Here is a 24,088-nt window from a genome sequence, read left to right as displayed (position 1 = left end):
GAATGATCTCCCTACGACGCGTATGCGACGGTCTTGACCGACGAGAACCGCAGGCCCGGGTCTTCGATGGGGCCGCCCCGCAGCCGCTCGGCGTCCATCTCGTAGGCGTGCTTGACCAGCCACGAACCGCTGTCGCCACTGCGAGGGAATTGCTGGATGCCGCGCTGGACATAGCCGGACGACAGATCCATCAGCGGACCGCGTGCCATGTCGGGATTCTCGACCACCGGGACGACGACATCATGGCCGTGGGCGTCCATGTGGTCGAGCATCCGGCAGAAGTGCTCGCAGACCAGGTCGACCTTCAGAGTCCAGGCGATGTTGGTGTATCCCATCGCGAACGCCATGTTGGGCACGCCGGACACCATCATGGCCTTGTATACCGTGTGGTCCGGCATGTTGAGCGCCTGACCGTCGACGCTCAGCGCGATCTTGCCGAACAGTGACATGTTCAAACCCGTTGCCGTGACGATGATGTCAGCCTCCAGCTCCTGCCCGGACTGCAGCAGGATGCCGCGCTCGGTGAAGCGCTCGATCTGGTCGGTGACCACCGACGCCTTGCCGGCCTTGACCGCCTTGAACAAGTCGCCGTCGGGCACCATCGCCAGGCGCTGCTCCCACGGGTTGTAGCGCGGCGTGAAGTGGGTGTCGACATCGAAGCCCTTGGGCAGCTGACGGGCGACGTTGGCGATCAGCAGCTTTCGCATCACCGTCGGGTATTTCCGGCACAGCTTGTACAGCCCGCGGGCGGTCGCGATGTTCTTGCGCCGCACGATCGGGAAGGCGCGCTCGTGACCCAGCACTTTGTTGAGCGCGTTGGTGATCGGGTCGGCCGCCGGCACCGACAGCACGTAGCTCGGCGAGCGCTGCAGCATCGTGATGTGGCCGGCGTTATCCGCCATCGACGGGATCAGCGTGACCGCCGTTGCGCCACTGCCGATCACGACGACCTTCTTGCCGCTGTAGTCCAGATCCTGCGGCCACAGCTGCGGATGGATCACCTGACCCGCGAAATCCGCCTTGCCCGGGAAGTCCGGGATGAACGGCTTCTCATAGTCGTAGTACCCGGTACCGAGGAACAGGAAGCGGCCGGTGAACGTCGTCTCGTCATCGCCCTGGGTAGTGGTGACGGTCCAGCGTCCGGTGTCGGAATCGAAGTTCGCGTTCTGCACCTGCCGGCCGAAGTGGATGTGCTCGCCGATGCCGTTCTCGTCGACGGCCTCCTGTAAGTAGTCGAGGATGATGTGGCCGTCGGCGATCGACTTGCGGTGTGTCCACGGCTTGAATCCGAAGCCGAAGGTAGGCATGTCGGAGTCCGAGCGGATGCCGGGGTACTTGTGCAGGCTCCAGGTGCCACCGATACCGTCCCGCCCCTCGATGATCAGGAACGACGTACCCGGGCGGTTCGCCTTCAGGTGGTACGCCGCGCCGATGCCGGAGATGCCGGCACCGATGATCAACACGTCGACGTCCCGCGTGTCTGGCCGTGAGGTTGAGGTGACTACGGAGTTCGGCACGGTGCGGCTCCCGACGAGTGGATGGTTTGTGATGGCAATCACGCTAAGGACGCCGCGAGCCGCAAAACAGGTGCGATGGCCCACTACTCGACCGCCGATATGTGCGGGGGCATACTTCGTGGATGGCCGAGACACCTTCGCCTGAGGTCATCAATCTCATGGGCGACGTCGCCGAGCTGATGCTGGCCGAAATCGACGACCTGGTCGCCGAGATGGATGCCGCCGAGGTCGCGCTTACCCCTGCCGCCGCCTCAGACGCCGCCGTCTTGGCGGACACCTCGGCCAGTAACCGCGCCAACGCCGCCCGGCTGCTGTCGATGTACGCCCGACGCGACGCCAAGATGGCGCCCATCGACGTCCCGCCGGAGGCCCTCGACATTGCCCGCACGGTGGCCCGACGCGGCATGGACCTCGACGTGATCTTCCAGTCGTACCGGCGCGGCCAGAACGTCGCGTGGCGGCGCTACATGGCGCACGCCACGCAACTCGTGCCGTCAGGCCCGCTGTTGATCGAATTGCTGGAAGTCGCGTCGGGGCGCATGTTCGAGTACGTCGACCACGTAATCGCCAACGTTATCGCCGCAGCGCAACGTGAACGCGAGGAGGTGCTCGGCGGGGCCATCGCCCGACGCGCCGAGACCATCCGGCTCATCCTCGACGGCGCCGTCATCGACGCGGGCCGGGCCGGCGAACGCCTGGGCTACGACCTCCGCCAGCGCCATACCGCGCTGGTCCTGTGGACGCCACCGCACGGCGACGTCCAGGGTGCGCTCGAATCCGCCGCGGCGATGCTGGCCCGCGCCGCGGGCACCCGCCCGCCGCTGACGTTGTCCGTCGGCCCGTCGACGTTGTGGGCGTGGCTCGGCAGCAGCTCCGAGCCGGCGGTCAATGCCCTATCTGACGCGATCAGTCAGGCGCGGAACCATATTCGCGTTGCCGTGGGTCCGACGCGGCCGGGCGTCACCGGTTTTCGCCGCTCTCACGAGGCCGCGTTGTCGATCCAGAGTCTGCTCGCCGGGCACCCCGGTGGCGCGCGCGTGGCATTGTTCCGTGATCTCGAGGTCACCGCGCTGGCCGCCCAGAACACCGACCGCGCAGCCGAATTCGTCGCGGCGACGCTGGGACCGCTCGCCGAGGACACCCCGGCCGCGGCCCGGCTGCGTGACACTCTGCGGGTGTTCCTCGATGAGGCCGAGAACGCGCCTCGGGCCGCCACCCGGCTGCACACCCACCGCAACACCGTCCTGCAGCGGGTGGCCCGGACCACCGAACTGTTCGGCTACCAGCCTGGCGAACGGCGGCTCGCCGTGGAACTCGCCCTGGAACTGGCACACCAACTTGGTCCCCGCGTGCTGATCGGAGCGCGGACCGGCAGCTGAGCGATCAGGCGTCGGTATCGCAACATCGAAACAAGATTTCCTAAGGGCGCGCCGGTCGGGCCCCGATCGCGTTATTACCTGGACAGGTTCGCGGACTCGGCAGGGCGGTGCGCGCCCAACGGTAATTACACAGTGTCATTGACATAAAGTAATTATGAGCGCAAGCTGGTGCCATGACCACGGCAAAGAGAATTGTTTTCATCGGGGCGGCGGGTGAGATGTGCCGCGTCGCCATCGAACGTTTCGTCAAGGCTGCCGACGACGGCGACTGGACACTCGAGCTCTACGACATCCGGCCAGAACTCCTGCACGACTTCGCCGCGAAGCTGCCGGCCGGCTCGGCGAGGGTCGGCTCGTTCGACCTGTTCGACGGCATCGCGCTGCGCAACGCGATCGACGGCGCCGACCTCGTCGTGCTCGGGGCGGGGCCGTACAACCGCACCGCCGAGCCGGTCATGGAGGCGTGCATCGAGAAGCGGGTGGCCTATCTCGACCTAGACGACGACGAGGCGAGCACGCGGGCGGCGCTTGCGCTAGATGCCCGGGCCAGGGCCGCCGGCGTGCCGATCTTCATCTGCTGTGGTGCCTCACCCGGATACACCAATGTGATGACCGCGGACGCGGCGCGCGATATGGATGTTGTTGAGCGCGTTGACATCTGCTGGGTGACCGGCGATGAGGGGCCGGTGCCGTTCGGGCGTGCGGTGCTCGACCACGCCATCCGGGGCTTCGCCGGCCCGTGCTGGACCTGGGAGAACGGGCGCGCCGTTCAACATCAGACGTTCTTGGAGACCGACGTGTTCGATGTCGGCAACTCATTGGGCGACGCCTACCGGTTCTACGAGTGCGCGCACCCGGAGGCGGTGACGCTGCCGCGGCGCTGGCCCGGAGCGGATCGGATTCGCGTTCTGGGTGCGCTCGACCCGCCGCCCACCAATGGCATCATGCGCGGCGTCGCAATAGCCGTGCAGGACAACAAGATCACCATGGACGAGGCCATCGACTTCGTCAACGACCTGCTGACCGACAAGAACGGCTCGCTCAAGGTGTGGCGGCACGCGTTGTCGGGGCTCTGGGGCACGATCCGTCGCGGCGAGATCGGGGCGGTCGAGGTGCTGAAGTTCATGGCCGCATCGGCGGCCAAGAAGCACCCTCCGTTCCGGGGCACCAACTATGTGCGGGTGACCGGCACCCGCGACGGGCATCCGGTGGTGTCGGTGCGGCGGGCACCGGTGAGTGGTCCCGGAACCCCCTGGACCACCATGGCGTCGCTCACCGGCTCGGCCACCGCGGCCTTCATGCTGCTGGCCCTGGATCACCAGCCCGGACAGGCCGAACATTCCGGCGTACTGGCGCCGGAGGACTGGGCGGATCCCGAAACCTTCTACAACGCGCTGGCGGCTACTGGAGGAGCATCGCTGCACCAGGTGGTCGAGGCGGTCGTCACGCCGAGCACCGCGGTGACCTCCAGGAAGGCGGTCTCGGCATGAACCTGTTGACCGAAACCGGTTGGGCCGGTGGGCCGGTCGCCGAACCTCCGCTCGCAGGCGAGGTGACGTGCGACGTCGCGGTCGTCGGGGGCGGCGTCGGCGGGATGACCGCCGCGCTGCGTCTGGCCGAATCGGGCGCCGACGTCGTGCTGCTCGAAGCGCAGACCTGCGGTTGGGGCGCGAGTTCGCGGAATGCGGGTTACGTGACCAACTCCATCGCCGCCGACCCCGCCCTGCTGGCGCTGTTGTTCCGGCGGGAGAAGGTCCGCGCGCTGTTCCAGTTCGCCGAGTCTGCAGTCGAATTCACGCAGGACGCCATAGCGAGCCGGGGCATCGACTGCGACTTCGAAAAGGTCGGCATCGTGCAGGCGGCGGTGTCCAAGGGGCAGCTGCGCAAAGCCCGGCGGAATGCGAAGATCATGGCCGAGGCGGGGTCGTCGGCCGAGTTCGTCGAAGGGCCCGGGGCAGGGCTGCCCGACGGATTCCTCGGCGGTATGCGCGAAGGCATCGGTGGGACACTGAACCCGGGGAAGTATGTGGTCGGCCTGCGCGACGCGGTGCTGGCATCGGGGGCAAGGGTTTTCGAACGCACCCAGGTGCGTGGCGTCAGTGCCACTGCCGCCGGCGTGACCATCGAAACCGCCGCCGGGCGGGTGCGCGCCAAACAGGCGCTGCTGACCACCAACGCCTACGGCAAGGACCTCGCGATCACGCCGCGCCGGCTGGTGTCGCCGGTGTGGACGTCCCTCGTGGAGACCGAGCCCGTCTCCCCGGAGCGCCTGGACGCCATCGGGTGGACCAGTCGCGCACCCATGGTGACGGCACACATGATCCTGGAGAGCTACCGCGTAACACCTAGGAACACCATCGTTTTCGGCACCCGGCGACTCGAGACCTCCCGGGGGGCGCTCGCGGCGCGGACCCCGTCCGCACCCGTCGTCGACGACCTGGTGCGCGGCTTCCGTGAGCGGTTCCCCGGCCTGAGCGACGTTGCGCCGCAACGTGCCTGGGGCGGCTGGATCGGCATGAGCTCCACCTGGCTGCCGGTCGCGGGGGAGGCAGCGCCGAATGTCCTGTATTCGTTGGCATGCAACGGACATGGCTTCGCCCAGGCCCAGTACGTCGGCAGCATGCTCGCCGACAGATTGTCCGGCGCCCGCATGCCGGACGACCTCAAGGCCATCTGGCATGACGGCCGATTCTGGCCCAGCTTCGTCAACCAACCGGCGCTGACCCTCGGTTGGTTCGGTGACCGGGTTCTCGACCGCCTGGCCCGGATCTAGGCAGAGGACCAGAACATGGAAATCATCGGCACGTTGTTTGCCCTCGCTGATCTGTTCATGATCTTCGCCGGCTTCACCTTCGGCTGGAAGTTCATTCGCAATCATCAGAACTACCTGCTGGGCCTCGAGTGGATCATCGTCGCAACCTCCGGGGTCAACTTTCTGGTCTACGGACTGCTAAGGCTCAGCCAGAACAGCCCGAGCTTCCACGTCGCGATCTTCTTCGACGCGTTCTCCAGATCGGTCGGGATCACCTTGATCCTGGTACTGGGCCTGATGGCCGTGACCCACGGATACAAGCCGTCACGCGCCGTCGACATCGGCGTCTTCGCGCTTGCCGGTGTGGTCGGCCTTGGCCTGACGTTCTACGCTCTGCGGACGGCATCACCCACCACGCACCACATCGGGCTGGCCGGCGCCGTGTTCCTCGTCGCGGCGAACGTCCTCACCACCGTCTTCCTGATCTACTTCGCGACGCGGCTGTGGCGCATCGGCGAGCCGAAGCACGCGGTGCTCGTCGCCCTCGCCACGGCCATGGGGGCCGTCATCGCGGTGACGTATGACTTCTATTCGGTACCTGGCGACGACGCGAACCGGACCATCTTCTACACCGCGGCGCTGACGACCTGGGCGGTGCAGCTGACGGTCTACTACTACGCATACCGGGCGATGGACAACCACCGCCGAGCGGTTGTGATGAACTAGGGACACGATGAGCAGGCGTCCCAAGCACGATCCCAAGGAGTCCGAACGCGAGATCCTCGTGGCCGCGGAGGAGTTCTTGCGGGAGCGGCCATTTCGCGAGATGACGGTCGACGCGGTGATGAGCCGCACCGGACTCAAAAGGCCGGCGTTCTACGTACACTTCCGCGACCGTCATGACCTCGCCTTGCGCGTCGTCGAGCATCTCGGGATGGAGATCGGAGAGATGGTCGACCGGTGGCTCGTGGGAACCGATCTGGTCAACGACGCCCGGTCGGCCTTCAAGGGACTGACCGAGGTCTACTCGCAGCACGGACGCGTCTTACGCGCGCTGTCGGATGCGGCGGGCTCCGATGAGAAGGTCGAAGCCGCCTACGCACAACTGATTCAGCAGTTCATCGACGCCACCGCCAAGCGTATCGCCGATGATCAGGCGGACGGGCGGATCAAGGCCGACCTGGACGTGACGGAAACCGCGCGGGCCCTGGTGTGGATGGACGAACGCTATCTGACACAGTCCTTTTCGGCTGAGCCCTACCCGGACCCCGATGTCGTCGTCGAGGTGTTGTACAACATTTGGATGGCAGCGCTATACGGACCGCGGTAGTCATGCGCGTCAAACTCCAGATCTGACGTAACGATGTAACGCTGAGCTGGCCTTTTGCAAGCTACGTGCTGGGTCCGGAGAATGCGGCGGTGTAGCTCATCCTCGCCGGCGCGTATGCATCACGCCACGCAGGGCCTGTTGAGCAGGTGCCACGCCCGTTTATGCACCGTTAGCGGTCAAACCGGCATCAGCAGCGGCCGGCTAAGGCCAGGTCAGCAGGCGCTGACGTGGACCCAGGTGTTGTTGACCGCCGCTGTCCCGGTGAACGAATCGACCAGTGCCGGATCATGCAGGTCATTCACATTCGCGCCGGGCAGGGTGTTGGCATGGCGCCAGCCGGTGTTCGTGTGGCCCCAGCCATGGGGCACTGCGACGGTGCCTGACCGGATGTCGTCGCTGATGTCCAGCGGCAGCTCGATGGACCCGACGGCAGAGGTGACCTGAACCATGTCGCCTTGGGCGAGTCGGCGAGCATTGGCATCGGCTGGATGCATCAGCACCGTGCATTTGTTGGACCCGCTGGTCATCGATGGCACGTTGTGCAGCCACGAGTTGTTGCTGCGCAACTGCCGCCGCCCGATGAGCTGCAAATCGAACTCGCGGTCGGACTCCTCGGCGGCAGTGTCGAGCAGCCGGCGGGCGGCTGCGAGGAACTCGGCAGGCGCTAGCGCAACCTTGCGGTCGTCGGTGGCGATCACCTTGTCCAGCCGCGGTTCGAGCGGGCCCAGGTCGAGGCCACCTGCGCTGGAGCGTAGGTCGTTCATCGTCTTTCCCTTGCGGCCCTTGCGGATTCGGCCGTAGGGTCCCGTCGCCAGCGCAACTGAGGCCATCCGCAATGGGTTGGCGAACTGGATCAGCGGGCTGCGGAGCGGTGCGGTCAGCTGCCGCAGCGGAGCCGGGAGCAGCTCGAAGGTCAGGCGACTGAGAATCTCCCAGTCCTCCAGCGCACCGGCGGGCGGGTCGAAGGACCGGTGTTGATAGCGAATGTTGTTGCGCACGCTGAAGATCGTGGTCAGCAATCCGACGTCTTCGCGCTCCAGCGGCGACACCGGCGGCAGGATGAAGTCCGCGTGCCGGGTGGTCTCGGTGACGTACATGTCCACCGCCACATACAGATCCAGCGATGCCAGCGCCTGGGCCAGTCGGCCCTTCTGGGGGATCGAGGACACGGGATTGCCGGCGTAGGTGATCATGGCCCGGATCTGGCCGTCGCCGGGGGTCAGGATTTCGTCGGCCATCGCGACGGCGGGCAGCTCGGCGCGGAAGGACTTGTAGCGGCCGGACCGGTCGGTCCACGCTCCGTGTCCGACCGGGACATGTTTGGCCACCCGCGGCAGGTCGATGATCGGGGTGGAGAACATGGTGCCGCCGGCACGGTCCAAGTTGCCGGTGACGGTGTTGAGCACCATGACCAGCCAGCTCACCAGGGTTCCTGTCTGCTGCTGGCAGATCCCGATCCGGGCGTAGATGGCCGCCGATTCAGCGGCCGCGTGCTCGCGGGCCAGGGTGCGAATCGTCTCGGCGTCCACACCGGCGCGCTGCGCGACGGCCTCCGGGGTGGCGTCGGCGACCAAGTTGACAAGATCCTGTCGGCCGGTCGCCAACTGGTCGAGAGTAGCTGTGTCGCAGAGGCTTTCGTTGAGCAGCACGTGCAGCATGCCCAGTAGTAGGTACACGTCCCCGGCGGGACGCACCGACACATGCTGATCGGCCATCCGGGCGGTCTCGGTCCGGCGCGGGTCGATGACGACGACTTTCCCGCCGCGCTCGCGGATCGCTTTGATTCGGCGTTTGGCGCCCGGCATGATCGACAACGAACCGTTCGACACCGCGGGATTGGCGCCGATGATCACCAGCCGCTGGGTGCGGTCGATGTCGGTGATCGGCACCAGCACGTTGGAGCCGAAAACCCGCCACGCCGCGTACTCGTGAGGCATCTGGTCGATCGTGGACGCCGAGAAGAAGTTGGGCGTGAGCAAGGCCGCCCGCAGCATCAGGCCGTAGAACGCGCCGGAACTGTGCGCTGCCGGGTTCCCCAGGTACATCCCGAGCGATCGTGATCCGTGCTCGCTGCGGATGCGACGCAGCCGGGCTCCGATCTCGGTGAACGCCTCGTCCCAGCCGACCGGCTCGAAGCTGTCACCTACCCGGCGCATCGGGGTGCGCAACCTGTCCGGATCGTGGTGGAGGGCTCCCATGGCCGTGGCTTTCGGACAGATGTAGCCCTTCGAGAAGACGTCGTCGGGATTGCCCTCGATGCGGCTGACCTTGCCGCCGGTGACCGTGACATGGATGCCGCAGTGCGCCTCGCACAGCGTGCACTGGCTGACGTGCGTGGCGCTTGCCGTTTCGTCCGCACTGCCGCGTACTCCGGGCATGGGCATGTCAAGGGCTGTCATCAGGCCTCCAAGACGTTCTGGTCACGTGCGTGACCAGACTAGCCTCGACGGTGCACTCCAGGCCAGAGCCTGCCGAACGTTAGTCCGCCGTAAACGTCCACGTCGCCGAAAAGGCGACCGAACTCGGTGGAACCTCGGGGGAGAACACCTACCCGGTGTCGCCTGCGACGTCCCGTCCTCCGCCAGCGGACGCGCAGCTTTTCCAGCGGGTGCGGCGTACTCAGAACGTCTAGCCTGGCGCCATGACCGTGAACTCGCAGGTTTCGCGCTCCTGGCTCCTCGTCAATCCGTCCCGCGAGCCTGATCTCGGGGCACTGCTATCGACCACGAGTTCCGACGAGGTGATTCTGGATCTCGAAGACGCGGTCGCTCCCGACGAGAAGGAGGGGGCCCGTGATCGAGTCATCGAATTCCTGAACTCCGGGGCCCGGGCGTGGGTCCGGGTCAACGACGCGTCGAGTGATTTCTGGTCCGCCGACTGTCGTGCCCTGGCCGAGTGTCACGGCCTGAAGGGCGTCGTGCTGGCCAAGACGGAGGGCGGTAATCACATGTGGGATACCGCGAATCGCCTCGGTGGTGAGTCGCCGGTGATCGCGTTGATCGAGACCGCGCGCGGGCTGGCGCGCGTGCATGACATCGCTGCCGCGCGACCGTGCTTTCGCATCGCGTTCGGCGTCAATGACTACACGCTGGACATCGGGGTGGAGCAGGACCCGTTGGCTCTCGCCTACAGCCGTTCCCAGCTGGTCATCGCGTCGCGCGCGGCGCACATCCCAGGGCCGATCGACGGGCCGACCCGCGATCCCGATCAGCTGGCCGAGGGCGTGGCGCTCACCCGTCAGATGGGTATGACGGGCAAGCTCGCGCTGCGTTCGTCCGACGCCGAGACCATCAACGCCGGGCTGAGCCCATCCGAATCCGACATCAGCTGGGCGCGCGAGTTCGTCGAGCAGTTCAATGCCCGCGGCGGAAAACCCAAGGACGGCAGCGACTTACCTCGATTGAACCGCGCCCGGATCATTCTGGAGAAGGCGCGTCAACTCAAGCTGATACCGGACTGAACGCCGCCTGCCGCAGTCGAGGCAGGGGGGAGCGCCGCGTCAGGTCAGTGGCACCCATCCACGCGGGTCGACGTCCGTGGGTACGGCGCGGACGTAGTAACAGTTGCTGAAGCCCATTGCACCTTCGCAATGGTTGAAGATGCCGTTGTTGTCGGGTTGCCCGTCGCAGAATCCGCCCCAGGGGGTGTTGATGCACTGTCCTGGTGTGGCGTGGGCTACGCCGATGGGACTGAACGCGAGCGCGGCGGCGGCAGTTGCCAGTGCGATTTTCATCAGCCCATCCCTCCTTCTGTCATGAGGTTTGATCTGTCGCGCGGCACCGGTGGGTTGCCCTCACCAGGCCTATAAATGTCGATGGTAGGCCGACTTCTCGAGCGCTGGCATCGTTATGTGCGCAGGCGAACAGCCGTCCCGGTGGACTTCCGAGACCGGTGTGACGCATGAGGTAGATGGGCATGTTGTGCACGCCGCTAGCGGGCAATTGCCCACGCCACCACTAGGTTTCGCCGCGGCGGGGTGTGCCGCACGATCAGCTGAGCGCTTCGGTAGCGCCCCCCGCCACGACCTACACGGAACCCGCTACCACCGGGTCGCGTACGTTCCTAGAGAATTGCAGCCAAGAACCCACGCAGCACTCGACGAAAGCCATCATGTCTCAGGATCAGAACACCGACGTTCCCCCGAATCACCTCTCCATCGATCCGCGCAGCCCCTTCTATGACGAAGAGGCGCTCATCCGTGGCGTGGGTATCCGCTTCAACGAAGCCGAGAAGACCAACGTGGTCGAATACGACGTCGCCGAGGGCTGGGTGCGTGTCGAAGTCCCTACCGCCAAGGACCGCCGCGGAAACCCGATGGTCGTCAAGCTCACCGGCACGGTTGAACCCTATTTCCGCACCTAGCAACTAGCGGAACCTCCGTGGATACCTCTGCGGCGCCGACGATCACCGCAGCGGTGCCTGGCTCCTTCGAATGGGATGTGTTCCATGGCCGGCACCCAAAGCTGATTCGTCAGGTCCTCGACTCTTCGCCGTACACCTCGACCGAAGAGGCGAAGCTGCAACAGCTTCTCGCCGAGAGCACCACTGGCGTCATCGAGCCGCTGCCCGAGACGGCTCATGACTGCGCGGATTGGCTCGCCTGGGGCGAACAGAAGTACGGACGGCCGTGGGGTGAGGTGCCGTTCCTCTGGAGCGAAAGCTATTTCTACCGGCGAGTGCTCGAGGCTGTCGGCTACTTCGGGGCGGGCTCCTGGTCGGGAATCGACCCGTTCGCGCCGGTCAAGAACGCCGAGTTGACGGGACCAGAAGCCGACCAGGAACTGGGGGCGTTCGCCGACTTGGCCGACGGCCCGGAGGACCGGCAGCACGAGGCGCTGCTGGTCGCCGCACTCTGGGGTAACCGCGCGGACCTCAGCTTCCAACTCCAACGGAACGCAGGCGCCGCAGAAGCCCGGTCGGAGGGCATCCTCGTCGACGACAGCGCGCTGCTGTGGTCTGCTCTGAGGTCGCAGGACAACCCGATCGTCTGCGTTGTCGCCGACAACGCCGGACGCGAATTGCTGGCGGATCTCGTCCTGGCCGACAGTCTGCTCAGTCGGCGCTTGGCGGCCGAGATCGTGCTGTACGTCAAGCCGTACCCCTACTACGTCTCGGATGCGACCATGGCCGACGTACTGGCGGTCATCCGGCGCGTGAGGGCCGACCCACGTCCACAGATCGGCGGCATCGGCGACCGACTCTGGGACGCCGTGCGCACTGGCCGACTCAAGGTGCGCACACACAAGTTCTTCTGTGCGCCACTGGCGTTCCACGACATGCCTGACGACCTGGCTGCGGAGTTCGCGACCGCCACGATGACGGTGATGAAAGGCGACCTCAACTACCGGCGCCTCGTCGGAGACCGATACTGGCCCGCCACAACACCGTTCGACGAAACCGTCGACTATTTTCCGTCTCCGGTCACGGCCCTGCGGACGCTGAAATCGGAAGTCGTCGTGGGCCTGACGTCCCAGCAGCTCGCAGAACTCGATGCCAGCGGACAGGGTTGGCGGACCAGTGGCGGGTACGCGTTGATCCAAGTCCGCACCTAGAGAGTTTCTTCAGACGACTACCGGCCTGGCCCGCGGAACCGGAACCGATCCGCTGATGAGTCGTTCCCGCATCCACCGCTCACCGCCCTTGAGCTCGAACGGCGCATAGTGCGGGTTCGGGTTACTGGCCAGGAACACCGCGCCGCTGATCATCGCCTCGATCACGGCGAACACCTCCTCGAAGGGCGCGTGGAGCGTGAACGCGATCTGCCCGGCGAGGGAGAACGGATTGCTGATCCAGTCGTTCATCACCGCCTCATAGACGGCGGCTTTGACCGCACTTGCCTGGTCGTCTTTGTTCTCCGCGAAGATGTCGCCTTCGCGGTAGACGTCCATCCAGTTGTCGGGCTTGGCAGGGAAACCGGGCATGCCGAACCGCTTGAGCGGGTCCAGGCCGTGCGTACCCGTCGCGGTCACTCCGGATCTGGCCCACGGCGCGATGGAATCGGTCTGCCGACACGGGTTGGCGTACGCCAGAACGCCTTTGAGATCCGGAGTGCGCCAGGCCAGCGGTTGCCCGGGCTGTAGGAACCGGAAGTAGAAGTAGGACCCGACGATCGCGCCCTGGGAGTAGATGCCGAGCGACCAGGGTGTGCCCTCCGGGAACGGCACGCCGTTGTCCATCTGGGTGGCGCCGAGCAGCCGGGCGAGTTCGTTGACTCCGCTGTCGTTGTCGAACGGCAGCGCCCCGTTGTTGTAGCCGACGGGTTGATGATGGCAAAGGCCTTCCGTCTCAAGGGTTGTCGCGGTGTCGGCCACCGGCCCCCTGAACATGTCCGACAGGTGCCCCTCGACCGTGAACATGATCGGACGCAAATTCGGCGGCGGGGGAGCGTAGTGGGCGGCCTGCGCCGTCGTGTCGTCGAAGATGCCGGTCTGAGGCAACCCGAGGCGCCGTTGCATTTCGCTGACCGCGGCGACATCACTGTCGCCGTAAACCCGATCCTTGGCCGGCGCGTAAGCGCGGTATTCACGCCGGAACCAGGCTTGCCAGTATTCGATTTCTGTTCCGTGGGCTCCGGGCCCGTACGGTAGCGGCATCGGTGTGCTCCCTTCATGGCGTTTGACTACTCGTTCGTCCTGAACATGGTTGACAGGCAACGTGATTCAGATGGCGAGGTGTACTCGACGATCATCTCGACAACGGGCGGCTCTCGGACCGGGCCCTTCGGGCCCGTGGTGTGGCGAGCGAGACGTGGAAGCGTCGATCCGGTTCCGGCGCAGCACGCACGTCATCGTCGTGGCTGAGCCGGGTGGCGGTATGGGCGACTGGCGGTCTGCTGGAGTGCTGCTGCCACATTCCCAGAGCGACGAGATACGCGCCCGTCCCGCCGACGACGACGAGCCCCAATAGTCCCAGGATGATCGAGCCATGCAGCGCGGCTGCGGCGCCGACAACGAGAAGCGCTGCGCCGAGAATGAGTAGCGCTGCGCCGAGAACGATGATTCGGTGAGTGTTGCCTTTTGCCCACCAGACGGCGCGATACGCACCCACGGCCATGATCCGTGCGACCGTCAGTGGTGGCTTGAGAACGCTGGGTAACTGTTCGACGGAACCGGCCGCGGCGGTCACCGTGGCCAGGGCTTTGGCGATGGTGCGTGACATGAGTGGGGAGTCCCCGTCAGTGGCGAATGTTTCTGCGGCAATGGGATTTTCGGGTAGGAATCCGTATTTGGCAGCGGCAGAGGCGGCCCGGACCGATTCGGCCCAGCTGAGAGTTGTTTCGGGGCTCCAGTCCGGGGATGCTCCCGGTCGCGGGTCGAGGACGGCGTCGGCGAGTGCGTCCAGTTCGTCGTCGAGGACACTTCGCTGCCACGAGTGCGCCAGCCACATGGATGTGTGGGGGAGGCTGGTCGGCATTGGCTGGTCTGGGTTGTCGAGGAATTGGAGTTCTGTGAGCACCTCGGCAGGCGTCGGGTCGGCGCTCGGAATGTCGGGCGCCCCAATCGCTTCGAGCTTGTTCACGAACCACTGCGCCCGGCTGACTGCCCCGTCGGCTGCGGGTGTCGGGACGATCCACTGCACGCGTCGTGGGTCGAGAAGTGCGTGTACGAGCCAACCCGCGCCGTCGAGTCGGCCCCACATCCAGTCGTTGGCACGCCATGACCGTTTGTAGAAGGCGCCAAAGTGGTGGAATTGCATGCCGGTGAGCTTTTGTGCGGCCGTCTGAAAATCGGGCGCGAGCCGGCAGCGTGTGTCGGCGCTGACTTGGATCAGTTCCAGCGACTGCTCGACGTCCGCGTCGGTGGGGAGCATCGCCCGCTGCGCGGCGGCGAGATCGAACAGCTTCGTGGCCACGGCCTCCGCTGTGGGTTCCTGCCCGAGGTAGGCGAGGTAGGTCGTCAGCTGATCGAGGTGCTGACTATCGGGCAGGCGGACGGCGTCGGCTGCCTGCCCGATAGTCAGTGGCCGGGTGGCGATCGTGGTCAGCTTTCGATGTCCGTTGACGATGGCGGAACCCAGCTTTTCCCATGCCTTTTCGTTGACGTTGAAGTGCTCCAGATACGCCGCGGCGAGGTCCTGTGCGGCCTCGCCCAGTGCTCGGCCCCGGGTCTGTGCGTTGGTGCAGACCCTATTGATGAGGTCGCCGAGATCGAACGGTGCGGGCGGTGCGCAGGCAGCCGAGATGTCTCTGGTGATGTGTGCGACGGCCGTCATGTCGGTCGGGGCGGTCGCGAGCTGACAGGCCGCCCGGACGATGACGATCGCGGAGGCTTTGGCGAGGTCGAATGCCGGCCGGCAGTACCGGGCAAGGTCCGCAGTGCTTGCCGGTGGCGGTTGGCCCGGGGGCGACCACCTGTTTGCGATGAAATCGGTAATGGCTGTGCGGCAGAGGGTTTCGGCGTTACCGCCGATCTGCAGATTGGCCTCCCATTTCCGGGGAATGCTCTGTGGTGAACCGTCCGACGCGGGCCAGGTGCTGAGTTGGCGAAGCAGGGCGGCGGTGATGATCTGGGCATGCCGGGCGGCTTCTTGGCGCGTGTAGTCCGCCAGCAACTGCGGGGTGAGTAACCGCTCCGGTAGACCGGTGGCGAGTTGTGCCAGATGCAGTAGTGTGTTGATGCGCGCTTGCATGCGGTCCTGGTGGGTGCGGATGGCGCGGAGGTCGGCTGCGATCGATTGCGAGGTCATCGCGGTGAGGTCCTTGAGGAGAGCGTCGAGCAGGCCGAGTGGTTCGTCGGGCCGGTCCTGCGGGCCCACGTCCACGGTCGGTGTCGGTCCCGACGACGGCACGACGAACAGGAGCACCCGGCGGACCGGTCGCTGGGCAGGCCGGTCGAAGATTCGTTGCAGCAGAACGTCAATGGGCCGGTTGTCCAGCATGCCACCGTCGGCGACCCAGTGCGGGCGCGTGAAGTTGGTGAAAGGTGCCATCGGTGGCCGAGCCGGCAGCTCCCCGTTCCCGACTGTTCTTTCCGTGAAGGGGATGAAGGACGGTTCGAATGCGACGGGGAAGGAGGCGCTGCTGCGGGCGGCCAACGCCAGCGCCGATGCGGCATCACCGCTCGTGAGGTTGGCCTCTGTGAAGGTGAAGACGCCGCGTCGGTCGACGTCCTGTACCTGGGTGCCGAATGAATCGGTGAACCTGCTGGTCTCGCCGTTGAGCAGCGTCGTCGTGATGTAGAGCGTGGTGGACGGCAGTTCGTTGTTGCCCGCGGTGGAGGGGATCGAGAACGGCCCCTTGGTGAAGGTCGGAATCTGGGCGTCGAGGTTCTTGAACATGCATTTGTCGCCGTAGAGAAGCGACGGCGTGCCGGCTTCCGTGGGATCGCGCAACAGGTCGGTCAAGGACCCCAGGTCGAGCCAGAGTTCGCGGAGACTGCCGAGGTCGGCTCCCTTGACGCGGGACCAGGCAAGGAACGCTGCGTTGATGCCGCCGGCGCTGGTCCCTGACAGCACGTCGACGTCGACGACGACATCGAGCAGATCGATCAGCTCGGCATAGAGTTTGAGGGACGCTTCGGCCGCTGTGGTCAGTGTGGAGGCGGTGAGGTCGCCGCCCCTCAGTCGCCACTGCGACGCTTGGGCAAGCAAATTGATCTCCCGCGTCACCCCGGCCATCCAGATCGCGAGGCTGACACCGCCGGTCATCGTGGTCGCCAGTCGCAGTTCCTGGGTGGATTCCGATGCCCGGGACGGACTCTGAAATGCCATCGCGCACCTCCCTTTGCTGGATTCGAAGCTAATGACGGCGGCGGGTACCTGTATCGAGTAGTCGACTACTCGAATATTCGAATTCAGGTGTCATCAATCGGAATTCGCCATGGCTACGGCACAATTCCCGTGCCCAGGAACGGCGCGTGGACAGTCATCAGAATCGCTCCGCCGACGGACGTCGATCCGCTGCAATGGCAGGACGACCGAGTCGCCGCGTCAGCTCGCGACCCAGTTCGCCTACGCGCCAACGACGTTGCGGCTCTGGCAGCTCGGACGCCTGCGTAGCCGGCTACTCGACCGTGGCCGCGTGCCCCCGACATTCGGTGCCCGATGTGTCGCGATTCGAGTAGTGCGCTACTGGTGCTTCCCTGCCCATTTCGTCGCGACACTGGGTCTCCCATCACTTCATCAAGGAGGGACTGATGACTGTCACTCGCGGCGGCGTGGAGTTCGCCAAACGCATATTCTTCGACCGGCTCGGCGATGACTACGTCTACGGCGGCACCTGGGATCCCGGTGATCGCAGTGTGGGCTGTGACTGTTCGGGCCTGGTGACCGACGTGCTCTCAGCGGTGTTCAACGGAGACCAGATGGTATGGGGCAGGCAAGGACTGTCCACCGAGTCGTACCGCTACAAGGCTGTCGGAGAGCAGCACGTCGGACCGTTCGATCTGATGCATGTCGCATCGTTGAGCGACGTGCCCGGCGACGCGCCGGTGGTGATCAACCTCCACCATGAAGGCGACGGCGGTCCGCACTCGCACATGAACTGCGTGGTCGACGGCGTAGCGATGGAATCGTCGGGCTCGTGGGGGTGCTGCACCAACCCCAAAGCCATTCCGTCTGACAGCAACTACTGGAACGACCACTGGTACGTCGCCGGCCCGATTGTCGAAGACGGCACACCGCCGGCCCAGGGGCACGTCGACAGCTTCTTTGCCGACGTGTCCGAATTCCAAGTGCCGGTCGGCGATTCCTACCCGTACAAGATTCTCTCCATCCGCGTGTGCGACGGCACCCACCGGGATTCCAACTTCGCGCAGAACTATGCGTGGATGCGCAATGCTCTGGACACCGGGCGGTTGGAATGCGGCATCGTGTACACCTACGTGCGCCCGAATTGGCAGGACAATGCCGACACGGTGCGGCAGACGATCGACGCCAACGGGGGACTGCACCCCAGGGTCGTATTGATGCTGGACGTCGAAAGTGGCGGTAATCCTGGCGGCGACGGATCCGCCTGGATCAACGCCTTGTACGACAACCTCGCCGAATATGCCGGTAACCCGGCGCGCATCATCGGCTATGCCAATCAGGGCGACTTCAACACGATGTGGGTGTCGCGGCCCAAGGGATTACGGGTGATTGCCGCGTCGTACGGCTCCAACCCGCTGCTGCCGGGCCAGATCGCCCACCAGTACACAGACGGAGCGTACGGCGCCAATCAAGGCCTGCCGATGGGCTGCAATCCGTTTGGCAACTGCGACATGAATGTGGCAGATGGATTGTCGCCCAATGATTTCGCCGCAGCATGCGGCATCGGAAGCGCTGTCGGTGCAGGACCGGTAGCCGCCACCCGGACGACAGGAGTGATCACCATGGCGCAGACCCAGGACATCGTGAACATGCTGAACGGCACCAACACCGACGGCACGCCGCTGATCGGCCCCGATGGCGCGGACTACCGCATGGTCGACCTGCTGGCCCCGGACACCGAGCCGCTCGACGAAAAGCAGAACACCACCCGCTCGGTGTTCGACCAAATCACGACGTTGTCGAAAGTCCTCACCAGGACCCACAACAACAAGACGTTATTCGACATGGTGTCCGATCTGCACGACAAGATGTGAGGTCCGATATTTCGGGCCGGACGTTAGCTGCCGGCCCGAGAAGCGGTCCCGATTTTTCACTGTCATAACGCCTTCAGCAGCGGAAACCGGCCGGTAGACTCATCCGCTGTGGCCCAAAACTGGCCGGTCGTTCACCGCGACAATGAATTCTCGGTGATTCGCGGGGCGCTGCTCGGGGAATCCGGCGATTGCGGCATCGTGCTGGTCGGGGACGCGGGTGTAGGCAAAACCACGCTGGCCCGGTTGGTCACCCAGTCGCTGCCGGTGCGCGCGCACTGGGTGGCGGCGACAGAGTCGGCCCGGGGAATTCCGCTCGGGGTGTTCGCTCATCTCGTTCGCAGCGCGACGTCGCGCGATCCAGTGGCGTTCCTGTCCGCGGCGCGCGAAACGATTCTGGCCGAAGGTCATTCGGTGATCGGCGTGGACGACGCGCATCTGTTGGACCAGCTGTCGGCGACTCTGTTGCACCAGCTGGCATTGGACGGGTCGGTGCGCATCGTGGCCACGGTCCGTGCCGGTGCGCCGGTCCCCGACGCGATCACGTCGCTGTGGAAGGACCGATATCTCCAGCGGTTGCACTTGATGCCGTTCAGTCAGCAGCAATGTGTCGGCCTCATCGAGGCAGCACTGGGCGGACAGGTGGAAGGGCTGTCCGCGGAGCTGATGTGGCAGGCCTCGGGCGGGAATGCGCTGTTCGTCCGCCACCTGGTGGAGGGGGCCATCGAGGCGGGCACGCTGCGGCAGGTGCGGGGTGTGTGGCAGCTGCGCGGTCGGGCTGCCGTCACCTCGGAGCTGGCATCGTTGCTGGATTCCCGGGTCGATCAGTTGCCCGACCCGGTGCTGCACGCGCTGCGGTTGCTGACCTTCTGCGAACCACTCGACCTGGACACCCTGACGGTGATCGTCGGTGCGGAAGTGGTGGAAGACGCGGAGAGCCGCGGCCTGGTGCGAGTCGGCGAGGAGCCGGGCGGCATCGACGTGAGGTTCACCCATCCCTTGTTCGGTGAGGTGATCCGTCGTCGGCTGGGGATGGCCGCAGCGCGTCGGCTCCGTGGCGAGCTGGTGCGCGCGATGCGCGACCGCCCGCTGAGTAGTCCGGCACATCGGATCCGCCTGGCGGAGCTGACCCTGGACAGCGACGAGGTCCCTGAACTGGACCTGCTCGTCACAGCGGCGAGAGAGGCGATCGCCCTCACGAATGTGACGTTGGGTGAGCGGTTGGCGCGCGCTGCCACCAATCGGGGCGGTGGCCTGGAGGCCGGTGAATTGCTGGCGCGTTCGCTGTTGTGGCAGGGCAAGGCGACCGAAGCCGAGGAGACGCTCAGCGCGTTCGACCCCGAACAGATGACTGAGCTGGAACTGCTGCGGTGGGGATGGGCGCGTATCGCGAACCTGCACTGGTCGATGGGCGATGCCGAGGGGGCCGACGAAGTACTCGCACTGCTGCGTGAGCGGATCACGAGCCCCGAGCTGGTACCGATCATCGACGGCACCGCGTCGGCAACGCTGACCTTCGAGAACCGACTGCCCGAGGCCGTGGCGACGGCCGAGCGGGTGCTGGCCGACCCGATCGCGCACCCAGTCGCGGTGCAGTGGGCGGCCTTCGGTGGTGCGCTCGCGTTGGCGTTGATGGGACGCAGTGACGAGGTGGAGATAGTGGCTCGCCGCGGTCGCATGGCGAGCGCGAAGGCGGACGGTTTACTCCGCTACCTCACCGCGTTCGGGGAGGTGCGTGCTCTGGTACTCGCCGGAAAATTCGATGCAGCGAGCAGTCGCTCCGCTGTCATGATGCAGATCACCTCGTCGGGCCAGTATCTGGCGTGGGGAATGGCGAACGTGCTGGCCGGCACCATCGGGCTGGCTCGCGGCGACTTCATCGCGACGGTGTCGCGGATGGAGCAGACGGTGGCTGCGCTGACCGCCGAGTCGGCGGCCTCGTGGAGTTTCCCGGCCCGCCTGCTGCTGGCACAGTCCTACTGCGCGTTGGGCCAGGTGCAGCCCGGAGCGAAGATGGTCGCCGAGCTGAAGGTCCGCTCTGGCCGGCACGTCGCGGTGTTCGGCCCGCAGCTCAGGATTGCCGAGTCGTGGCTCGCCGCGGCCGAGGGAAGCGTAAGCGCCGCTATCGAATTGGCCTTAGATGCCGCCAGGTTGGCCGACAGCTCCGGGCAGAGTGCGGTGTCCATGTTGGCGCTGCACGATGCCGTGCGATTCGGTGACCAGAGCGCCGCGGAGAGGTTGATCGATGTCGCCTCCAGCGTCGGCGGCCGCCTCGCGGCGGTGATTGTGGCGCATGCCCAGGCAGTCAGTGATCGCGACGGTGCTGGATTATTCGCCGCCGCAGAGCAATTCGAGCAGGTGGGTGCGTTGTTGTCGGCTCTCGACGCGGCGGCGCAGGCATCGGCGGCCTTTGCGGCGGCCGACGACCGGCGGCGCAGCGCGCAGGCGGCAGCCGTCGCCAACCGGTTGGCCGCGCAGTGCGGTGGAGTGCGAACTCCGGCACTGGAATTGGCGACGCACCCGTTGCCGCTGACGGTGCGCGAACGGGAGATTGCCAACCTGGTCGCCGCGGGATTGAGCAACCGCGAAATCGCCGACCGGTTGACCGTGTCGGTGCGGACGGTGGAGGGCCACCTGTACCGCGCCTGCACAAAGCTCGACATCTCCGACCGTGAAGATCTTGCCGGGCTGATCCGCCAGGGCGCTGCGAGTCGCTGAACCTCTCTCAACCTTCGCAACGGACAACGGCGTGATGGCCTTCCCATACGCTGGCCGACATGAACGGGAACGACAACGAGGACGACGGCGAGCTCCAGATCAGCGGCCCGGTGCAACTTCGCCGTGATCGTTGCGCCACTACGACCGCCGACCAGCGCCTGCTGGGCCGGCGCGGCCCCGCCGATTGGGTCCACACCGATCCGTGGCGAGTGATGCGCATTCAGGGCGAGTTCGTCGACGGCTTCGATGCCCTTGCCGAGATGCCCAGGGCTGTCACGGTTTTCGGCTCCGCTCGTACGACGCCGCATTCTCCCGAGTACCGGTTGGGTGAGGAATTGGGCACCGCGCTGGTGCGGGCGGGCTACGCCGTGATCACCGGCGGCGGCCCGGGCACGATGGAAGCGGTGAACCGCGGTGCCAGCGAATCCGGCGGCTTCTCGGTCGGTCTGGGAATCGAGCTGCCGTTCGAGCAACGCCTCAACCACTGGGTCGATCTCGGGATCAACTTCCGCTACTTCTTCGTGCGCAAGACCATGTTCGTCAAATACGCGCAGGCATTCGTGTGTCTGCCCGGCGGATTCGGCACCCTGGACGAACTGTTCGAGGCCTTGACCCTGGTCCAGACGCGCAAGGTCACAGCGTTTCCGATCGTCATGCTGGGCGTCGACTACTGGTCGGGCCTCATCGACTGGATCCGCAACACCATGCTGGCCGAAGGCAAAATCTCCGAATCCGACCTGGAGCTGATCCACTGCACCGACAGCGTGGCCGAAGCAGTCGACATCATCGTCGCCTCGGCTCGATAGCAGGAAGCTCGATAGCTGGAAGTACGCCGCCCGGTGCACTGTGCACCGGCCGCCCGCGGATTGTGCGGCGTATTGATGTGGATCGGCCCGCACCCGGCCGCAGATCATCGAGACCTGCATCACAGCAGGTGGCAAAGGTGAGACAAGCCACTGCCAGGACGATCTGACGCCCATGGAGGCCGGAATTGACGAATCCACCGAACGCGCACCGGCGGCGTCGCCCCAGCTTGAAGGCGCTGTCGGGAGCGCTGGGCGTCGGCGCTCTACTGACGATGGGCGCGGTAACTGTTGCCCACCCGACCAGTGCCATCGGCACCGGTCAAGATCGTTGGACGGCTGATCCGAATCTCACGCTGATTCCGGTCACCCGTGCGGAGTCGTCGGCGAGACCGCAGTACGTCATCAATTTGTGTGCGTGGGCAACTGACCACATGAGAATGCACCACAACTGCTGATGGCTATTCCTCGCCACGCCGCGACCATTCGATGAAGGAGAGAATCGATGCAACACACGAGCTTTCAGCGGCCTCGTCGCAGCGGGAAGTCGGCTCTGGCGGCGCTCGGCGTCGGTGCCATCATCGCGATGGGGGCGCAAACGCTTGTCTACCAACCCAGTTCGGCCAGCACAAGCTCCGATACCTGGAATGCGAACACCACGAGCACGATGACGACGCAACCGGTGCCGGTCTCCTTTGCCCCGACGATCAAATCGGCGTATTGCGGAGACCACAGTCCGCACGCGTGGGCCGATGGCTGCCCGTGGTAGCGGCGATGGTGTCGAGTCTGGCCGGGGCGCAACAATAGTCGGCCCAGTTCAGTCACCCGAGCGCAAGGTTCATCGGTCAGGAACAGGCGCGTCTCAGCCGAGCAGTTCCACAGACCTCTGGAGATCGGTCAGCCGGCGCGACGCCCGCCTACCGGAGGGACTCGGCGCGCGTCTTGACCCCGTCGGTCATACCGCTGAAGCCCTTCGTCAGCGCACGGCCCAGCAGGCCGGCGACGATCGGCGCCACCGGGCCGAACAACTGGAAGTGTGAGTCGTATCGGGTGCGGCCGTCGGGCAACGGGGTCAGCCGGTGCGAGCGCTCACTGCGCAGCAGTCCCAGCGGGGCGGGCTTCATGTTGTAGCTGAACTCGACGCCCGGGGTGAAGGTGTTGATGAATTCGCGCTGCTTCTTCGGCGGACCGATCAGCACCACCTTCATGTCGATCGGGCTGCCGGGCTCGAACGTCGACGAGCACTCGATGCAGAACGGATTCCACTCGCCGTAGCTGGCCCCGTCGGTGAGCACCTGCCAGACCAGCTCGGCCGGTGCGTCGATCTCTACTGACCTGTCAATCGCGAAACTCACAGACACACCGTACGGGAGGGGGTGAACACCTGGCGACAACTGTCCACTGATCGCACTGGTCGGGGCCATCCGCCGGGGCGTCGGCGCCGAACCACTTTTGACGACCTGATGAAACGGGAAGGTGGATTGTCGGCGCCCCCGCCGGTGTCACACGCCCCCAACTCACCCATAGGAGCCTCAACCGATGAAGCTGAAAACCATTGGCGCCACCGCCACCGGTGCCGTTGTCACTGCCATCGCGGGAGGGGCGGCATCGGGCCCGGCCGTCGCCTCACCGTGGTACGCGCGCTTGCGCAAGCCGAACTATCAGCCGCCACGGCAGGCGTTCCCCATTGTGTGGCCGCTGCTGTACGCGGACATCGCTCTCGTGTCCGCCGACACGCTCGACCGACTGAGCGATGCGGAAGACACCCGTGCCGCCCGCCGTTTCGGCGCCGCACTCGCGATCAATCTGGGGCTCAACGCCAGCTGGTCATGGGTCTTCTTCAATCGTCGCCGGCTCGGGGCGGCGGCACTGACCGCTGCCGCGCTGACCGTCAGCAGCGCCGACCTGACGCGTCGCGCGGTCGCGGTTCGACAACTGCGGGCGGCACCCCTGGCCGCCTATCCCGCCTGGTGCGCTTTCGCGACCGTACTGTCGACGCACATCTGGTGGATCAATCGGCGCAGCTGACAA

The 24,088-nt window shown here is 65.6% G+C and carries 19 protein-coding genes; 12 read left to right on the top strand and 7 right to left on the bottom strand.

Annotation, left to right across the window (positions count from 1 at the left end; translation table 11 throughout):
- Positions 1-11: 11 nt before the first annotated feature.
- Positions 12-1,517, bottom strand: a complete 1,506-nt coding sequence (locus ACWW1C_RS15580) for a flavin-containing monooxygenase (RefSeq protein WP_455979228.1) — start codon at positions 1,515-1,517, stop codon at positions 12-14.
- A 122-nt stretch (positions 1,518-1,639) separates the two neighbouring features.
- On the opposite strand from ACWW1C_RS15580, the gene ACWW1C_RS15575 reads away from it, so the two are divergent.
- The 5 genes from ACWW1C_RS15575 (at position 1,640) to ACWW1C_RS15555 (ending at position 6,978) form a co-directional block, all read left to right on the top strand.
- The gene (locus tag ACWW1C_RS15575) at positions 1,640-2,896 is read left to right on the top strand and encodes a PucR family transcriptional regulator (protein WP_455979227.1); all 1,257 of its coding nucleotides are present in this window, start codon (positions 1,640-1,642) and stop codon (positions 2,894-2,896) included.
- A gap of 173 nt (positions 2,897-3,069) precedes the next feature.
- The gene (locus tag ACWW1C_RS15570) at positions 3,070-4,386 is read left to right on the top strand and encodes a saccharopine dehydrogenase family protein (RefSeq protein WP_455979226.1); all 1,317 of its coding nucleotides are present in this window, start codon (positions 3,070-3,072) and stop codon (positions 4,384-4,386) included.
- Positions 4,383-5,669: an NAD(P)/FAD-dependent oxidoreductase gene (locus ACWW1C_RS15565; RefSeq protein ID WP_455979225.1), complete on the top strand. Its 1,287-nt coding sequence runs from the start codon at positions 4,383-4,385 to the stop codon at positions 5,667-5,669. The genes ACWW1C_RS15570 and ACWW1C_RS15565 overlap by 4 nt, the downstream gene beginning before the upstream one ends.
- 15 nt (positions 5,670-5,684) lie before the next feature.
- Positions 5,685-6,374 (top strand): transporter, encoded by a 690-nt coding sequence (locus tag ACWW1C_RS15560; RefSeq protein WP_455979224.1) that lies wholly within the window; start codon positions 5,685-5,687, stop codon positions 6,372-6,374.
- Between the two features lie 7 nt (positions 6,375-6,381).
- Positions 6,382-6,978: a TetR/AcrR family transcriptional regulator gene (locus tag ACWW1C_RS15555; RefSeq protein WP_455979223.1), complete on the top strand. Its 597-nt coding sequence runs from the start codon at positions 6,382-6,384 to the stop codon at positions 6,976-6,978.
- A 212-nt stretch (positions 6,979-7,190) separates the two neighbouring features.
- On the opposite strand, the gene ACWW1C_RS15550 is transcribed toward ACWW1C_RS15555, so the two are convergent.
- Positions 7,191-9,377, bottom strand: coding sequence for a molybdopterin-dependent oxidoreductase (locus tag ACWW1C_RS15550; protein WP_455979222.1), 2,187 nt, complete (start codon positions 9,375-9,377; stop codon positions 7,191-7,193).
- A 242-nt stretch (positions 9,378-9,619) separates the two neighbouring features.
- Between ACWW1C_RS15550 and ACWW1C_RS15545 the strand changes: the two genes are divergently transcribed.
- Positions 9,620-10,438 (top strand): HpcH/HpaI aldolase/citrate lyase family protein, encoded by an 819-nt coding sequence (locus ACWW1C_RS15545; protein WP_455979221.1) that lies wholly within the window; start codon positions 9,620-9,622, stop codon positions 10,436-10,438.
- Positions 10,439-10,477: 39 nt separating this feature from the next.
- Here the strand turns inward: ACWW1C_RS15545 and ACWW1C_RS15540 are convergent, their stop codons facing one another.
- A complete protein-coding gene (locus tag ACWW1C_RS15540) occupies positions 10,478-10,711 on the bottom strand; it encodes a hypothetical protein (protein ID WP_455979220.1) in 234 nt (77 codons plus the stop codon).
- A gap of 377 nt (positions 10,712-11,088) precedes the next feature.
- Between ACWW1C_RS15540 and ACWW1C_RS15535 the strand changes: the two genes are divergently transcribed.
- Both ACWW1C_RS15535 and ACWW1C_RS15530 read left to right on the top strand, forming a co-directional pair.
- Positions 11,089-11,340, top strand: coding sequence for a DUF3297 family protein (locus ACWW1C_RS15535; RefSeq protein WP_455979219.1), 252 nt, complete (start codon positions 11,089-11,091; stop codon positions 11,338-11,340).
- 17 nt (positions 11,341-11,357) lie between these two features.
- Positions 11,358-12,530, top strand: a complete 1,173-nt coding sequence (locus ACWW1C_RS15530; RefSeq protein WP_455979218.1) for a damage-control phosphatase ARMT1 family protein — start codon at positions 11,358-11,360, stop codon at positions 12,528-12,530.
- Positions 12,531-12,539: 9 nt separating this feature from the next.
- Here ACWW1C_RS15530 and ACWW1C_RS15525 read toward each other — a convergent pair whose 3' ends face one another.
- Both ACWW1C_RS15525 and ACWW1C_RS15520 read right to left on the bottom strand, forming a co-directional pair.
- On the bottom strand, positions 12,540-13,571 hold the full coding sequence (locus ACWW1C_RS15525; protein ID WP_455979217.1) for a peptidoglycan-binding domain-containing protein: 1,032 nt from the start codon (positions 13,569-13,571) through the stop codon (positions 12,540-12,542).
- Between the two features lie 91 nt (positions 13,572-13,662).
- Entirely contained in the window at positions 13,663-16,686 is a 3,024-nt protein-coding gene (locus ACWW1C_RS15520) for a patatin-like protein (protein ID WP_455979216.1), read from the bottom strand.
- Between the two features lie 425 nt (positions 16,687-17,111).
- Here ACWW1C_RS15520 and ACWW1C_RS15515 point away from each other — a divergent pair, with 425 nt between their 5' ends.
- The 3 genes from ACWW1C_RS15515 (at position 17,112) to ACWW1C_RS15505 (ending at position 22,060) form a co-directional block, all read left to right on the top strand.
- A complete protein-coding gene (locus ACWW1C_RS15515) occupies positions 17,112-18,539 on the top strand; it encodes a hypothetical protein (RefSeq protein WP_455979215.1) in 1,428 nt (475 codons plus the stop codon).
- Positions 18,540-18,647: 108 nt separating this feature from the next.
- Positions 18,648-21,254 (top strand): LuxR C-terminal-related transcriptional regulator, encoded by a 2,607-nt coding sequence (locus ACWW1C_RS15510; RefSeq protein ID WP_455979214.1) that lies wholly within the window; start codon positions 18,648-18,650, stop codon positions 21,252-21,254.
- Between the two features lie 59 nt (positions 21,255-21,313).
- A complete protein-coding gene (locus ACWW1C_RS15505; protein WP_455979213.1) occupies positions 21,314-22,060 on the top strand; it encodes an LOG family protein in 747 nt (248 codons plus the stop codon).
- A gap of 603 nt (positions 22,061-22,663) precedes the next feature.
- On the opposite strand, the gene ACWW1C_RS15500 is transcribed toward ACWW1C_RS15505, so the two are convergent.
- Positions 22,664-22,882, bottom strand: a complete 219-nt coding sequence (locus tag ACWW1C_RS15500) for a hypothetical protein (RefSeq protein WP_455979212.1) — start codon at positions 22,880-22,882, stop codon at positions 22,664-22,666.
- A gap of 92 nt (positions 22,883-22,974) precedes the next feature.
- Positions 22,975-23,412: an SRPBCC domain-containing protein gene (locus ACWW1C_RS15495; protein WP_455979211.1), complete on the bottom strand. Its 438-nt coding sequence runs from the start codon at positions 23,410-23,412 to the stop codon at positions 22,975-22,977.
- A gap of 184 nt (positions 23,413-23,596) precedes the next feature.
- On the opposite strand from ACWW1C_RS15495, the gene ACWW1C_RS15490 reads away from it, so the two are divergent.
- Complete coding sequence (locus ACWW1C_RS15490) at positions 23,597-24,085, top strand: TspO/MBR family protein (protein ID WP_455979210.1); 489 nt, start codon at positions 23,597-23,599, stop codon at positions 24,083-24,085.
- Positions 24,086-24,088: the final 3 nt, after the last annotated feature.

The organism is Mycobacterium sp. HM-7 (genome assembly GCF_053852335.1).
Note: the sequence above shows the minus strand (reverse complement) of the source record. Positions and strands in the feature narration are given on the sequence as shown.

What these genes read in the sequence shown, in the direction of transcription:
- ACWW1C_RS15550 (WP_455979222.1), bottom strand. Translation starts at nt 9,377, where the DNA reads ATGACAGCCCTTGACATGCCCATGCCCGGAGTACGCGGCAGTGCGGAC.
- ACWW1C_RS15520 (WP_455979216.1), bottom strand. Translation starts at nt 16,686, where the DNA reads ATGGCATTTCAGAGTCCGTCCCGGGCATCGGAATCCACCCAGGAACTG.
- ACWW1C_RS15545 (WP_455979221.1), top strand. Translation starts at nt 9,620, where the DNA reads ATGACCGTGAACTCGCAGGTTTCGCGCTCCTGGCTCCTCGTCAATCCG.
- ACWW1C_RS15515 (WP_455979215.1), top strand. Translation starts at nt 17,112, where the DNA reads ATGACTGTCACTCGCGGCGGCGTGGAGTTCGCCAAACGCATATTCTTC.
- ACWW1C_RS15570 (WP_455979226.1), top strand. Translation starts at nt 3,070, where the DNA reads ATGACCACGGCAAAGAGAATTGTTTTCATCGGGGCGGCGGGTGAGATG.
- ACWW1C_RS15525 (WP_455979217.1), bottom strand. Translation starts at nt 13,571, where the DNA reads ATGCCGCTACCGTACGGGCCCGGAGCCCACGGAACAGAAATCGAATAC.
- ACWW1C_RS15540 (WP_455979220.1), bottom strand. Translation starts at nt 10,711, where the DNA reads ATGAAAATCGCACTGGCAACTGCCGCCGCCGCGCTCGCGTTCAGTCCC.
- ACWW1C_RS15505 (WP_455979213.1), top strand. Translation starts at nt 21,314, where the DNA reads ATGAACGGGAACGACAACGAGGACGACGGCGAGCTCCAGATCAGCGGC.
- ACWW1C_RS15490 (WP_455979210.1), top strand. Translation starts at nt 23,597, where the DNA reads ATGAAGCTGAAAACCATTGGCGCCACCGCCACCGGTGCCGTTGTCACT.
- ACWW1C_RS15535 (WP_455979219.1), top strand. Translation starts at nt 11,089, where the DNA reads ATGTCTCAGGATCAGAACACCGACGTTCCCCCGAATCACCTCTCCATC.
- ACWW1C_RS15565 (WP_455979225.1), top strand. Translation starts at nt 4,383, where the DNA reads ATGAACCTGTTGACCGAAACCGGTTGGGCCGGTGGGCCGGTCGCCGAA.
- ACWW1C_RS15560 (WP_455979224.1), top strand. Translation starts at nt 5,685, where the DNA reads ATGGAAATCATCGGCACGTTGTTTGCCCTCGCTGATCTGTTCATGATC.
- ACWW1C_RS15555 (WP_455979223.1), top strand. Translation starts at nt 6,382, where the DNA reads ATGAGCAGGCGTCCCAAGCACGATCCCAAGGAGTCCGAACGCGAGATC.
- ACWW1C_RS15575 (WP_455979227.1), top strand. Translation starts at nt 1,640, where the DNA reads ATGGCCGAGACACCTTCGCCTGAGGTCATCAATCTCATGGGCGACGTC.